The 14,625-nt window shown below is 69.1% G+C and carries 9 protein-coding genes and 2 pseudogenes; 9 read left to right on the top strand and 2 right to left on the bottom strand.

From position 1 onward, the window contains the following. The first annotated feature begins 86 nt into the window (after positions 1-86). The 4 genes from A5652_RS06470 to A5652_RS06485 all read left to right on the top strand — a co-directional run bounded on the left by A5652_RS06470 (position 87) and on the right by A5652_RS06485 (position 5,710). A complete protein-coding gene (locus A5652_RS06470; protein WP_156745187.1) occupies positions 87-764 on the top strand; it encodes an alpha/beta hydrolase in 678 nt (225 codons plus the stop codon). A gap of 3 nt (positions 765-767) precedes the next feature. Beyond that, positions 768-4,343, top strand: a complete 3,576-nt coding sequence (cobN, locus tag A5652_RS06475) for a cobaltochelatase subunit CobN (RefSeq protein WP_067347998.1) — start codon at positions 768-770, stop codon at positions 4,341-4,343. A gap of 100 nt (positions 4,344-4,443) precedes the next feature. Next, positions 4,444-4,833, top strand: coding sequence for a PPOX class F420-dependent oxidoreductase (locus tag A5652_RS06480; RefSeq protein ID WP_067348002.1), 390 nt, complete (start codon positions 4,444-4,446; stop codon positions 4,831-4,833). A gap of 13 nt (positions 4,834-4,846) precedes the next feature. Then, positions 4,847-5,710 carry a type 1 glutamine amidotransferase domain-containing protein gene (locus A5652_RS06485; protein WP_067348005.1) on the top strand — a complete coding sequence of 288 codons (864 nt, stop codon included), beginning with the start codon at positions 4,847-4,849 and terminating at the stop codon, positions 5,708-5,710. On the opposite strand, the gene A5652_RS06490 is transcribed toward A5652_RS06485, so the two are convergent. Beyond that, positions 5,711-6,418 carry a dienelactone hydrolase family protein gene (locus tag A5652_RS06490; protein WP_067348016.1) on the bottom strand — a complete coding sequence of 236 codons (708 nt, stop codon included), beginning with the start codon at positions 6,416-6,418 and terminating at the stop codon, positions 5,711-5,713. A 73-nt stretch (positions 6,419-6,491) separates the two neighbouring features. Here A5652_RS06490 and A5652_RS06495 point away from each other — a divergent pair, with 73 nt between their 5' ends. From A5652_RS06495 to lnt, 3 genes and pseudogenes are all read left to right on the top strand, one after another. Further along, complete coding sequence (locus A5652_RS06495) at positions 6,492-7,019, top strand: FxsA family protein (protein WP_067348018.1); 528 nt, start codon at positions 6,492-6,494, stop codon at positions 7,017-7,019. A gap of 151 nt (positions 7,020-7,170) precedes the next feature. Then, complete coding sequence (locus tag A5652_RS06500; RefSeq protein WP_067348027.1) at positions 7,171-8,703, top strand: amidohydrolase; 1,533 nt, start codon at positions 7,171-7,173, stop codon at positions 8,701-8,703. A gap of 292 nt (positions 8,704-8,995) precedes the next feature. After that, positions 8,996-11,578: pseudogene (gene lnt, locus A5652_RS06505) on the top strand (apolipoprotein N-acyltransferase). Between the two features lie 28 nt (positions 11,579-11,606). Here lnt and A5652_RS06515 read toward each other — a convergent pair. Beyond that, positions 11,607-11,942 carry an RNA polymerase-binding protein RbpA gene (locus tag A5652_RS06515; RefSeq protein ID WP_007770897.1) on the bottom strand — a complete coding sequence of 112 codons (336 nt, stop codon included), beginning with the start codon at positions 11,940-11,942 and terminating at the stop codon, positions 11,607-11,609. Between the two features lie 162 nt (positions 11,943-12,104). Here A5652_RS06515 and A5652_RS06520 point away from each other — a divergent pair, with 162 nt between their 5' ends. Together A5652_RS06520 and A5652_RS06525 are read left to right on the top strand one after the other, a co-directional pair. Further along, complete coding sequence (locus A5652_RS06520; protein ID WP_082983796.1) at positions 12,105-12,455, top strand: hypothetical protein; 351 nt, start codon at positions 12,105-12,107, stop codon at positions 12,453-12,455. 417 nt (positions 12,456-12,872) lie between these two features. Then, a pseudogene (locus tag A5652_RS06525) lies at positions 12,873-14,561 on the top strand (type I polyketide synthase); the annotation flags it as partial. Positions 14,562-14,625: the final 64 nt, after the last annotated feature.

A 14,625-nucleotide genomic window follows, 5' to 3' on the forward strand; every position in this document is an offset into this window, starting at 1 on the left:
TCGCCAGCTGATCAATCGCGGGAGGGTCGCGCGCGTCGTCACACCGCGTGGATTGAACACGCGGCGGCGCGGGCATCCTGGTGCCCGTGAGGACGGTGGAATATGCCCCGGGCCGCATGGCCGACGTCTTCGGCGAGCATGCGCGATTCACGATCTTGCTGTGGCATGGCGCGCAAACCGATGCCCGCGCCGCCGTCGGCCCACTGGCCGGGACGCTGGCCGAACGTGGCGCCGTCGTGGTGGCACCCGACTGGAACTCCCATGCCGAGGACGGCGGGCGGGCGGATCTGCTGCGGTCGCTGGAGTTCGCCCGCAACGTCGCCACCGATGCGGAGCGCATCGTGCTGGTCGGGTGGTCGATGGGCGGTGCCGCCGCGGCGGGGGTGACGCTGCGCGCGATGCGATTCGACTTCACTCCCGCGCACACGGTTTGTCTCGCGGGAGCGTTCATGGTCCCCGATCCGATCTCCGGTGCGCCGCTCACCGACGAGCTTGACGCCGCCGATGTCGGCACGCCGTTCACGTTGCTGCACGGCCTCGACGATGACGTCGTGCCGGTGCAAGCCAGCAGAGACTTCGCCGGCCGCCTGGAGGATGTCGGCTGGCCGGTGGACGTGGTCGAACTGGCCGCCGACCACGGGTCGATCGCCGGCGCCGACTATGACGCCCTCGCGGACCGCTACGTCCCGGGCACGAGCGGGCACTCGCGACAGGTGGGAGCAGAGGTCGCCGCTCGGATCGCGGCGACACTGCGGTACGAATGATGGGTGGCTGAGCCGACCATCCTGCTGCTGTCGACATCCGATACGGACCTGATCAGCGCCCGTTCCAGCGGGAAGAACTATCGGTGGGCCAACCCGTCGCGGGTCTCGGAAGACGAACTGCCCGACCTGCTCGCCGACGTCGACATCGTGGTGGTGCGGATCCTCGGCGGCTACCGGGCCTGGCAAAGCGGCATCGACACGGTGCTCGCCAGCGGGGTGCCGACGGTCTTGGTCAGCGGCGAGCAGGCCGCCGACGCCGAATTGACCGGTCTGTCGACGCTGGCGGCCGGCATTGCCGTGCAGGCGCATATCTATCTGGCTCACGGCGGCGTGGACAACCTGCGTCAGCTGCACGCCTTCCTCTCGGACACCGTGTTGATGACCGGGTTCGGGTTCGCCCCGCCGGTCGTGACGCCGACGTGGGGAGAGCTGCCGCGACCGCACGCCGCCGGTACCGACGGCCCGACGATTGCCGTGCTGTACTACCGCGCGCAGCACCTGGCCGGCAACACCGGTTACGTCGAGGCGCTGTGCCAGGCCATCGAGGAAGCCGGCGCACGGCCGATGCCGGTCTATTGCGCGTCGCTGCGCACCGCCGAACCCAAACTGCTGCAACGGCTCGGCGACGCCGATGCCATGGTGGTCACCGTCCTGGCGGCCGGGGGACTGAAGCCGGCCACGGTGTCCGCCGGTGGCGACGACGACAGCTGGAACGTCGAACACCTTGCCGCCCTGGATATCCCGATCCTGCAAGGGCTGTGCCTCACCAGTCCGCGCGCCCAGTGGCGCGCGAACGATGACGGCATGAGTCCACTCGACGTGGCCAGTCAGGTGGCGGTGCCCGAGTTCGACGGCCGCATCATCACGGTCCCGTTCTCCTTCAAGGAGATTGACGAGGACGGGCTGATCTCCTATGTCGCCGACCCGGAACGCTGCGCCCGGGTCGCGGGGCTCGCGGTGCGACACGCGCGGCTGCGCCATGTCGCCCCGGCGGATAAGCGGGTAGCCCTGGTGTTCTCGGCCTATCCCACCAAGCACGCCCGCATCGGGAACGCGGTCGGATTGGACACACCGGCAAGCGCCGTCGCGCTGCTGCGGGCGATGCGCGATCACGGCTACCGGGTGGGTGAACTGCCGGGCGTCGAGGCCGACGACGGCGACGCCCTGATCCACGCGCTGATCGAGCGGGGCGGCCAGGACCCCGACTGGCTCACCGAAGGCCAGCTCGCCGGCAACCCGATCCGGGTGTCCGCCAAGGATTACCGCGAATGGTTCGCCACCCTGCCCACCGAGTTCACCGACGCGGTCACCGAGCACTGGGGCCCGGCGCCCGGGAAACTTTTTGTGGATCGCAGCAACGATCCCGACGGCGAAATCGTCATCGCCGCAATGCAATCGGAAAACCTGGTGCTGATGGTGCAGCCGCCCCGCGGCTTCGGGGAGAACCCGGTCGCCATCTATCACGACCCCGACCTGCCGCCCAGCCACCACTACCTGGCCGCCTATCACTGGCTGGATGCCGGCTTCGGGTCGCACGCGGTGGTGCATCTGGGCAAGCACGGCAACTTGGAATGGCTGCCCGGCAAGACGCTGGGCATGTCGGCGGCCTGCGGCCCGGATGCCGCGCTGGGCAACCTGCCGATGATCTACCCGTTCCTGGTCAACGATCCCGGTGAGGGCACACAAGCCAAAAGGCGCGCGCACGCCGTTCTGGTCGACCACCTCATCCCGCCGATGGCCCGCGCCGAATCCTACGGTGATATCGCGCGTTTGGAGCAGCTACTCGACGAGCACGCCAGCGTCGCCGCCCTGGATCCGGGCAAACTGCCGGCGATCCGGCAGCAGATCTGGACGCTGATGCGGGCCGCGAAGATGGACCACGATCTGGGCCTGACCGAACGGCCCGAAGAAGACTCATTCGACGACATGCTGCTGCACGTCGATGGCTGGCTGTGCGAGATCAAGGATGTCCAGATTCGCGACGGCTTGCACATCTTGGGGCAAAAGCCGACGGGTGAGGCACAACTGGACCTGGTGTTGGCGATCCTGCGGGCACGCCAGCTGTTCGGCGGCGAGCACACCCTGCCCGGATTGCGGCAGGCGCTGGGGCTGGCCGAGGACGGCACCGATGACCGGACCACGGTCGATCAAACCGAGCTCGTGGCCCGCGAGCTCATCGCCGCCTTACAGGCGACGGACTGGGATGCCGATGCGGCCGAACGGATCACCGACAACGCCGACGTCGCCGCGGTGCTGCGATTCGCGGCCACCGAAGTGGTGCCAAGGCTCGCCGGCACCGCCGCAGAAATCGAGCAGGTGTTGCGCGCCCTAGATGGCCGATTCATCCCGGCCGGCCCGTCCGGGTCACCGCTGCGCGGCCTGGTGAACGTGCTGCCCACCGGGCGCAACTTCTACTCCGTCGACCCCAAGGCCGTACCGTCTCGCCTGGCCTGGGAAGCCGGTGTCGCGCTTGCTGATTCACTGTTGACCCGGTACCGCCAGGATCACGGGCAGTGGCCGCAATCTGTCGGCCTCTCGGTGTGGGGCACTTCGGCGATGCGCACCGCCGGTGACGACATCGCCGAAGTCCTTGCCCTGCTCGGTGTCCGGCCGGTATGGGACGACGCATCGCGGCGCGTTGTCAACCTGACGTCGATCCCGCTGGCCGAGCTGGGCCGTCCGCGCATCGACGTGACGGTGCGGATCTCGGGGTTTTTCCGCGACGCCTTCCCGCATGTCGTGACGATGCTCGACGACGCGGTGCGGCTGGTCGCCGACCTCGACGAGCCCGCCGAGGAGAACTATGTCCGTGCGCACGCCCAGGCTGATCTGGCCCAGCACGGCGATCAACGCCGCTCGACCACAAGAATTTTCGGTTCCAAGCCGGGCACGTACGGCGCTGGATTGCTGCAGCTGATCGACAGCCGCAACTGGCGCGACGACGCCGACCTCGCCGCCGTGTACAGCGCCTGGGGCGGCTTCGCCTACGGCCGCGATTTGGAAGGCCGCGAGGCTGTCGACGACATGAACCGGCAGTACCGGCGTATCGCGGTGGCCGCCAAGAACACAGACACCCGCGAACACGACATCGCCGACTCCGACGACTATTTCCAGTACCACGGCGGCATGGTGGCCACGGTGCGCGCGCTGACCGGCCAGGCCCCGGCCGCCTATATCGGCGACAACACCCGCCCCGACGCCATCCGCACCCGCACCCTGTCGGAGGAGACCACCCGGGTGTTCCGCGCGCGCGTCGTCAATCCGCGCTGGATGTCGGCGATGCGGCGGCATGGATACAAGGGCGCGTTCGAGATGGCGGCGACCGTGGACTACCTGTTCGGCTACGACGCGACGGCCGGGGTGATGGCCGACTGGATGTACGAACAACTCACCGAGCGTTACGTGCTGGACCCGGAGAACCGGAAATTCATGTCGGAATCGAATCCCTGGGCCCTGCACGGCATGGCCGAGCGGCTGCTCGAGGCGGCCGGGCGCGGCATGTGGGAGGCACCGCAACCGGAGACCCTGAACGGGCTGCGGCAGGCGCTGCTGGAAACCGAGGGCGACCTGGAAGGCTGACGTGACGCGATGCCCCCACGCGAATGTGCGGCCAGCCGCACGCTCGGTGCCAAATGTGCGGCTGGCCGCACACTGGGCGTCGCGGCGGTAAGTTGTCCTGGTGACACCGACCTTCGCCGATCTCGCCAAGACGCAGTACATCCTGCTGACCACGTTCACCAAGGACGGCAAGCCCAAGCCAACGCCCATCTGGGCCGCCCTGGACAAACAGCGAGGGGACCGGCTCCTGGTCATCACCCAGGAAAAATCGTGGAAGGTCAAGCGAATCCGCAACACCCCGCGGGTCACGCTGGCCACCTGCACCATGAACGGCCGCCCGACCAGCGAGGCCGTCGAGGGAACGGCGGCCATTCTCGACAAGTCGGAGACGGCCGCCGTTTACGACGCGATCGGCAAGCGCTACGGCGTCGTCGGCAAGGTGTTCAACTTCTTCAGCAAGCTGCGCGGCGGGATGGACAACAACGTCGGCCTCGAACTGAAAGTGGCGTAACCGCCGAGGCGCCGTGGCCACCGTTCTCATCCCGATCCCGGACCGCGACTTCGACCCCACCGAGGTCGCCGTCAGCTGGAGGGTGTTGACGCGAAGCGGCCACCGGGTGGTCTTCGCGACCGAAACCGGCACGCCCGGAGTGGCCGACGACATCATGGTGACGGGCCGCGGATTGGACATCTGGTCCGCGCTGCCGCTGCTGGGCGCCATCCCGCTGATCGGGCTGACCCTGCGCGCCAACAAGACCGGGCGCAGCGCCTATCGGGAGATGGTGCGCTCCAACGAGTTTCAGCATCCTGTCACCTGGGCGCAAGCCACCCTGGACGGCGTCGACGGGCTGTTGTTGCCGGGTGGGCACCGCGCCCGCGGGATGCGCAGCTACATCGACAGCGACGTCCTGCACCGGCTGGTCGTGGAGGCCTTCGGCCGGGGGCTGGTGGTGGCCGCCATCTGTCATGGGGTGCTCCTCGCCGCGCGCAGCATCGATCCCAAAACCGGCCGGTCCGTCCTGTACGGACGCAAGACCACGGCGTTGACCTGGGCAATGGAGCGGTTGGCCTGGCGACTCACTCGATTCACCCGGTTCTGGGATCGCGACTACTACCGGACCTATACCGAGGAACCGGGCCAGCCCGACGGGCACATGTCCGTGCAGTCGGAAGTCACACGCGCGCTTGAGGATCCCAATGATTTCCGTGACGTCGCTCGCGGATCAGCGCACTGGCGGCTGAAAACCTCGGGAATGGCGCGCGATACGCCGACCGACTCGCGACCCGCATTCGTCGTCGACGACGGCGGTTATATGTCGGCGCGTTGGCCCGGCGATACCCACACGTTCGCAACGGTGTTGTCGCACAAGCTGAACGCTGCGCACTAACTACGTCGCGGCGCCGGCTCCCAGATGCTCGCCGAAGAACGCGAACACCCGCCGCCACGCATCCTCGGTGGCGTCCGCGTCGTAGCCGAAACCCGCTATGCGAAGCAGCGGCTGGGCGGGCAACTCGTTGGCGAAGCTGTGCCCGACGCCCGGATAGGTCTTCACATCGGCGGTGATGTTCTTGGCCGCGATGGTTTTCTTCAGCTTCTCGGGCGCACCGCGGCCCAGCGGGTCGCGGGCGCCGAAGCTGGCCACCACCGGGCATGCACCGTCGAGCGTCTTGTCGAGGTTGCGGGGCAGGGGAGCGCCATAGAACGGCGCGGAGGCACCAAAGCCCTTAGGCGACATGACAAGAGCGAACTGACCGCCCATGCAGAAGCCCGCGATGCCGACCTGGCCGGAACATTCCGGCATCGCCTTCAGGTGATCGCGCGCGGCCAGGATGTCATCGAGTGCGCGGCCACGCTGCGTCTGCAGCTCCTTCATGACGCGGGTGATGCAGCGGATGCGGCCACCGCGGGCATACATGTTCGGGGTGACCGCCAGATAACCTGCCGCCGCGATGCGGTCATTGATCGACTGTTTGTCCCGGCCGTAACCGAATGCATCGTGGATCACTACCACGCCCGGCCAGGGACCCTGTCCCGGCGGGGTGCTCAGTAATGCATCGATGGGTCCTTCGGGGGTATCGATGTGAATCGTCGTCATAGCGTCATCTAACTGCAATCACACGGGCGAGCACCACGGGAACTCAGGCGTGATCGCTGGACGTTGGTCTGACATGGTGTCGCGGCCGCTCCTGATCTACGCCGTCGTCGAACTCGCGGTGATCTTCGCGCTGGTGTCGACGATCGGATGGGGCTGGACCCTGCTGGCGCTGTTGGCCACTTTCCTGCTCGGCTGGGGGATTGTGGCCCCGCTGGCGGGTTCGCGCCTCATCCGCAGGATCGGACAACTGCGCTCGGGTCTGGCCGGACAACGCGCTGCCGCAGGCGACGGTGCGCTGCTCAGCCTGGCCGCGCTCCTCGTTCTCGTGCCCGGCCTGGTGAGCATGGCGCTGGGCCTGTTGCTGCTGATCCCGTCGGTACGGTCGGCCGTCGGCCCCGGGTTGACCGCCATGGCGGTGCGCAAGTTGCAGCGGCAGATGCCGGGACTCAGTTACGCGAGCGCCTTCCGCGGGGAGCCTTACCCGCCCCCCTCCGATGGGGCCTACTCCGGCGCCGGTTACGGCGACTACATCGACGGCGAGGTCATCGATGTCCGCGACGTCGAGGCGCCGGCACGGCCGCAACGATTCGACGGCCCCTGACGCGGCGCGTCATCATCTGATCATCGACGTCGCTACCGGGACCGGTGCACGTAGTTTTGGGCTGTGACCGATAGTGACCGCTAGCCCCGCACCGGTAACCCTGCTGGTCAACGGGCGGGTGCACAGCCCCGCCCAACCCGACGCGACCGCGATGGCCGTCCGCGACGGCGTCGTCGCATGGCTCGGCGCCGACGAGGTCGGCCGCCGCATGTTTCCCGACGCCGATGTCGAAGATCTCCACGGCGGTTTCCTGGCTCCGGGGTTCGTGGACAGCCACATCCATCTCACCGCCACCGGGCTGACGCTCAGCGGGCTGGACCTGCGTTCGGCAGCCTCCTACGCCCAGTGCCTGCAGATGGTCGCCGACTACGCCGCCGCGCACCCCGGCCAGCCGGTGTGGGGGCATGGCTGGGACGAAACGTCGTGGCCGGAGAACGCCCCGCCCAGCACCGCCGACCTGGACGCCGTCCTCGGTGACCGGCCCGCCTACCTGGCCCGCGTGGACGTGCACTCCGCGCAAGCGTCGACGGGATTGCGACGGCTGGCAGGGGACCTTGCGGCCGCGGCGGGTTTCAGCGCCGAGGGGCCACTGGTCGGCGATGCGCACCATCTGGTGCGGGCCGTTGCCCGGGACCGGCTGACGGTCGGCCAGCTCGCCGAAGCCCGTGCCGCGGCTCTGCGGGCCGCCGCTGCGGCGGGCATTGTCGCGGTGCACGAATGCGGCGGCCCCGAGATCGGCGGGATCGACGACTGGCTGCAATTGCGGGCTCTCGACCATGGCGTCGAGGTGATCGGTTATTGGGGTGAGCCGGTGGACAGCCCTGCCCAGGCGCGCGAGCTGATGGCGGCGACCGGAGCCCGCGGGCTGGCGGGTGACCTGTTCGTCGACGGGGCACTGGGGTCGCGCACCGCCTGGCTGCACGAGCCGTACACGGATGCGCCGGATCGCACCGGGACCTGCTATCTGGAGTCCCACGCCGTCGAGGCGCACCTGCGGGCCTGCACCCAGGCCGAAGTCACCGCCGGGTTCCACGTCATCGGGGACGCCGCGGTCGCGACGGTGGTGAATGCCCTCGAGCGCGTCGTCGCCGACCTCGGGCCGGTCGCCGTCGCGCGTTGCGGACATCGCCTCGAGCATGTCGAGATGGTCAGCGCCGATCAGGCCGCCAAGCTGGGCCAGTGGGGCGTCATCGCCAGCGTGCAGCCCAACTTCGATGCGCTGTGGGGCGGCGCCGACGGCATGTACGCGCGGCGCCTCGGTGCCCCGCGAGGCAGTCGGCTCAACCCTTTCGCGCTGTTAGCATCCCAAGGCGTGCCCCTCGCGCTAGGTTCCGACGCTCCGGTCACGGATTTCAACCCGTGGGTGAGTGTGCGCGCAGCGGTCAACCACCGCACCCCGGGCAGTGGGGTCTCGGCGCGGGCGGCGTTCGCAGCCGCAACCCGCGGCGGCTGGCGGGCGGCCGGTGTCCGCGACGGCAACACGGGCACCCTGGTGCCGGGAGCGCCGGCCTCGTACGTCATCTGGGATGCCGGAGACCTGGAGGTGCTCGCCCCGCGCGATACCGTCCAGCGCTGGTCGACCGACCCGCGTTCGCGAGTGCCCGCGCTGCCGCGATTGGGTCCGGGCGACGCCCTACCGCGGTGCCGACGAACGGTGCATCGGGGCGCTGTCATCCATGGCTAGGGGTCGGTCGGGCCGCGACGAATCCGCGGACCGAACCGATGCGGTGGACGCGGACCTGCCGCAACGGCCGGACACCGACCCGATCAGCGACGAGGCCGAGTCCGACCGCGACGACCAGCCCGTCGACGTCCACGCCGATCCCGAAGCGCACAACGAGCACGGCCGGGACGAACAGCCCGCATCGCCCACGGAACACGCGCGGTCCGGCGGTCAGCTGGGGACCGCGGCGCGGGGCGCGGCAACCGGGTTGCTTGCCGCGGTGATCGCGCGGCTGCCCGGCGCCCAGGCCGCGATGCTGCCCCGCCTGACCCGACTGAGCTGCGCCGTGGGGGGCGGCTTGCTGTTCTGCGCCAGTTTCCCGTCCCTCAACTGGTGGTGGGGCGCCGTCGTGGCCGCCGCGCTGCTGGCGTGGGTGCTGACGCATCCCGCGACCACGCCGGCCGGCGGCCTGGGTTACGCCTTCCTGTTCGGGCTGGCGTTCTACCTGCCACTGCTGCCATGGGTCGGGCTCCTGGTCGGCCCCATCCCGTGGATCGCGCTCGCGACCGTGTCGGCGTTGTTTCCCGCCCTGTTCGGGCTGTGCGCCGCCACCGTGCGCGGGCTGCCCGGCTGGCCCCTCTGGTTCGCGCTGCTGTGGGCGGCCCAGGAGTGGCTCAAGTCGATCGGCCCGTTCGGCGGGTTCCCCTGGGGATCGGTGGCATTCGGTCAGACGCACGGTCCGTTCCTGCCGCTCGTCCACCTCGGCGGGGTTGCGCTGCTGTCCATGGCGATCATGCTGGTCGGTTTCAGCGCGACGGCCATCGCGCTGGAGATCGCGAAGTTGTGGCACGCGGGTCACCCGGCGTCACGCGCGGCCGACGGCGGACGCGCGGACGATCCGGATCAGGCGCCGCCCGCCGTGGTGCTACCCGGCGTCTGCATTTGCCTGGTGCTGTTCGCGTCGGTCATCGTTTGGCCGCAGGTGCGCCACGCCGGAACCGGGTCGGGTGGCGAGCCATCGGTCACCGTCGCGGCCATCCAAGGCAACGTGCCGCGGCTGGGGTTCGAATTCAACGAACAGCGGCGCGCGGTGCTGGACAACCACATCCAGGAAACCCTGCGGCTGGCCGAGGACGTGCGTTCCGGGGCCGCCCCCCAACCGCAATTCGTGATCTGGCCGGAAGACTCGTCGGACATCGACCCGCTGGTCAACACCGACGCCGCCCTGGAAATCTCGCAGGCCGCGGCGGCCATCGGCGCTCCGATCCTGATCGGCAGCGTGCTCGACGTGCCGGGACGCCCGCCGCAGGATCCGAACTACACCAACACCATGATCGTGTGGAATCCGAGCACCGGTCCGGCCGATCGCCACGACAAGGAGATCGTGCAGCCCTTCGGCGAGTACCTGCCGATGCCGTGGCTGTTCAAGCACCTCTCCGGCTACGCCGACCGCGCCGGAAGCTTTGTGCCCCGCCAGGGCTCAGATGTGGTGCACATCGCGGGGGTGCCCGTCGGCGTCGCCACCTGCTGGGAAGTGATCTTCGACCGGGTCCCGAGGAAAGCGGTGCTCGGCGGTGCCCAGTTGTTGGCCGTGCCGGCCAACAACGCGACGTTCAACAAGAGAATGAGCGAGCAGCAGCTCGCGTTCGCCAAGGTCCGGGCCGTCGAGCACGACCGGTACGTGGTGGTGGCCGGTACCACGGGGATCAGCGCGGTGGTGGCCCCCGACGGCGGCGAGCTGGCCCGCACCGAGTTCTTCCAGCCCGCCTATCTGGACATGCAGGTGCGACTCAAGACCAGGCTGACCCCGGCGACGCGGTGGGGGCCGCTGCTGCAGTGGGTCATAGTCCTGGCGGCCGGAGCGGTGATATTGGTCGGGATACGGCACAATGGATGGTTCCCGCGTTCGGTACGTCTGCGATCCACACGCCGATCCAAGGGGGCCGGTGCCAGCCCGGGCAAGCCCCCGCCCGACGAGCACGACTCAGATACTGAGCCCGACCCTCGGGACCGCACGCCGGCAGACGACGGCGACTGACCACACCCCGTCCGACCAGGACGGCCGATACTTTTTCGATTTCGGGCGACACAGAGGAGCTACATGACCACCGGCCAGCCGGCGCCCCAAGTCCCAGGCAATCGTCCCAGCCAGCGCGTCTTGGTGATCATCCCCACCTACAACGAGCTGGAGAACCTCCCGGTCATCCACCGGCGCCTCAAGGAAGCGTGCCCGCACGTGCACTTGCTCGTGGTGGACGACAGCAGCCCCGACGGCACCGGTCAGCTCGCCGAGGAGCTGGCGGCGGCCGACGCCGGCCGCACGCATGTCATGCACCGCACCGCCAAGAACGGTCTGGGCGCGGCGTACCTGGCGGGTTTTGCATGGGGGTTGAGCCGCGACTACTCCGTCCTGGTCGAAATGGACGCCGACGGCAGCCACGCGCCCGAACAGCTGCACCGCCTGCTGGACGCCGTGGACGCCGGCGCGGATCTGGCCATCGGGTCGCGCTACGTCGAGGGCGGCACGGTCCGCAATTGGCCGAAGCGGCGCTGGGCCCTGTCCTGGACGGCCAACACCTATGCCCGGCTGGCGCTCGGCATCGGCGTGCACGACATCACCGCCGGCTATCGCGCCTATCGCCGCGAGGTCCTCGAAGCGATCGATCTCGCCGGGGTGGACTCCAAGGGCTATTGCTTCCAGATCGATCTGACCTGGCGCACGATCTGCAACGGGTTCACCATCGCCGAGGTACCCATCACGTTCACGGAGCGCGAACTCGGCGTATCCAAGATGAGCGGATCAAACATCCGCGAAGCCCTGGTCAAGGTCACCCGCTGGGGCATCCAGGGCCGGCGGTCGGGTGCCCGGCCCACCAGGGCCGACAACCGCACCTAGGCACGGCCGGCCCGGCTCGATACGAGGGTCAGCCCCGACGACGCGTCTTGATGATCTCGAGGCGCTCCTTGAGCAGCTCCTCGAGCTCCTCGACCGAGCGACGCTCCAGCAGCATGTCCCAGTGCGTGCGCGGCGGCTTCACCTTCTTCGGCTCGGGCAGGTCACCCTCGATCAGGGTGCCTTCCAGGCCGTTACGGCACAGCCAGGTGCCGGGAATCTCGGCGTCGTCGGCGAAGGGAACCTCGAACTCCTCGCCGTTCTCGGTCCGGTACTTCGCGAGCTGACGCGGGGCAAGGTCGTGGTTGCGGTCCGTCTCGTAGCTCACGGCCCCGAGGCGACTGCCTCTCAGTACACGATCAGCCATGGCTGCTACTCCTTTAGGTCTTCTCGGAGCTCTTCGGCCCCAAACTCTTCATTTAGCAAACGCTGCGGCAATCTGCGCAGTTCCCCGGCCGAAGCCGGCGTACGCGACGCGACCATCAATGATACCGGGGTCACTGAGAAAACCCGACTAAAGTCGGCAGGCGTGAGCCGCCGCATCCACCCGCAGCCCTGTCGCTGGTGCGGCCGAGACGTCACCGATGCGGGGATGGGTCGCCGCCGCCAGTACTGCCGGCAGTCGTGCCGGCAGCGCGCGTACGAACAACGGGCCTCGCTGAACCGCAACGGCGCGACAGCGGTGCCCGACGACGCCGTGGTGCTGTCGGCCGACGAGGCCGCAGACCTGTCGGACCGCGTCTATCAGGTGCGCTGCGCGGCCGAGGACGTTGCCACGGCGGTCGACGAAGGCGCAGGGACCAGCGAGCTACGCCAGCTATGCGACGCGCTGATCCAAGCCGCCCGGGCCGCCGACGGATGGCGCCGAGCGGGTGTGTGACCACCTCGTCCGCCTCGGGCAGGCCGACCCCGACGCTGCGCCCAACGGTCCGCGACGTGCGCCTGACCACCGGCTATGGCCGGCCGGGTACAGTCGCGCCATGGACATCGGGCCATGTTTCCAGCGCACCGCCGTCCAGCGCTCACACCGGGCACCCGGCGTAACACTTTCTTTGCGCGGCGCGGCGCACCGGTCCATGCCGGTCCTCCCGTAGCGGCCGGCAGCAGCGGACGTTTTGAAATTCAGTCGGAGTTGGACATACTCACCAGCAATATTCTTGGGTCGGAGAGCAGCACGACGCTGGTCGAACGGGAAACGGCGTCGCCTCGTGCAGCACATTCCGTCACTCGGCGAAAGCCGCATCCGGCGGTGAAAGACGGCCGCACGCCGTTAGGTGAGGGTTAGGCGAGGTTTGGGATGGTTGATCAACTCCAGCATGCGACCGAAGCGCTGCGTAAGGCGCTGGTCCAGGTTGAGCGCCTGAAGCGCACCAACCGTGCGCTGCTGGAGCGGTCGAACGAGCCGATCGCGATCGTCGGTATGTCGTGCCGCTTTCCGGGTGGGGTGGACAGTCCGCAGGCGCTGTGGGAGATGGTCGCCGACGGCCGCGACGTGATCTCGGAGTTTCCCACCGACCGTGGTTGGGACGTGGCGAGCCTGTACGACCCGGATCCCGACGCGCGTCACAAGTGCTACGTGAACACCGGTGGCTTTGTCGACGGCGTCGCGGATTTCGATCCGGCCTTCTTCGGCATCGCGCCGAGCGAGGCGCTCGCGATGGATCCGCAGCATCGGATGCTGCTCGAACTGTCGTGGGAAGCGTTGGAGCGGGCCGGGATTGACCCCAGCGGGCTGCGCGGCAGCGCCACCGGTGTGTTCGCCGGGCTCATCGTCCAGGGTTACGGCATGCTTGCCGAGGAGATCGAGGGCTACCGGCTGACGGGCATGACCTCCAGCGTCGCCTCGGGGCGGGTGTCCTACGTGCTGGGGCTGGAGGGCCCAGCGGTGTCGGTGGACACGGCGTGTTCGTCGTCGCTGGTGGCCTTACACATGGCCGTGCAGTCGCTGCGCTCGGGGGAGTGCGACCTGGCCCTGGCCGGCGGCGCGACCGTGAACGCCACGCCGACGGTCTTCGTCGAGTTCAGCCGGCACCGGGGGCTGGCGCCGGACGGGCGGTGCAAGGCTTATGCGGGCGCGGCCGACGGCGTCGGCTGGTCCGAGGGCGGGGCCATGCTGGTGGTGGAGCGCCTGTCGGACGCGCAGCGGCTGGGGCATCCAGTGCTGGCTGTGGTTCGCGGCTCGGCGGTCAATCAAGACGGCGCCTCCAACGGGCTGACCGCGCCCAATGGTCCCTCGCAGCAGCGCGTGGTGCGTGCGGCGCTGGCCAATGCCGGGCTGTCCGCGGCCGACGTGGACGTCGTCGAGGGCCATGGCACCGGCACCACATTGGGTGACCCGATCGAGGCCCAGGCGTTGCTGGCCACCTATGGGCAGGATCGCAGCGAGCCGCTGTGGCTGGGGTCGATCAAGTCGAACATGGGGCATACGCAGGCCGCGGCCGGGGCTGCCGGCGTCATCAAGATGGTGCAGGCCATGCGTCACGCGACGCTGCCGGCGACGCTGCACGTGGACGCGCCGAGCCCGCACGTCGACTGGTCGGCGGGCTCGGTGTCGCTGCTGACGGAGGCTCAGCCTTGGAAGACGGAGCGGGCCGAGCGCCCGCGGCGCGCGGGCGTGTCGTCGTTCGGCATCAGCGGCACCAACGCCCACGTCATCGTCGAAGCCGCTCCGCCTGAGCCCGGGCGGGAGGCCGCACCGGCGCGTCCGGTGGTTCCGTGGGCGGTGTCGGCGAAGTCGCCGTCGGCTTTGGCGGCGCAGGCGGCGCGGTTGGCCGAATACGTTCGCGCGCATGGTGATCTCGGCGTCGCCGATGTCGGGTGGTCGTTGGCGGGCCGCGCGACGTTTGAGCACCGCGCCGTCGTCATCGGCGGCGACCGCGACCGGCTGCTGGCCGGGCTGGACGAGCTGGCCAACGACGACCCCACCGGATCGGTCATCCGGGGCACCGCGACGCCCGCGGGCAAAACCGTGTTCGTCTTCCAAGGCTGAGCCTCCGTCAGCAGCGACACCGAGCCCGCCGACCAGTCGACGTGCGGGCTCGGCGCGTCCA

The sequence above is a fragment of the Mycobacterium sp. 1165178.9 genome, from assembly GCF_001673555.1.
In the GTDB taxonomy this organism is placed as follows: domain Bacteria; phylum Actinomycetota; class Actinomycetes; order Mycobacteriales; family Mycobacteriaceae; genus Mycobacterium.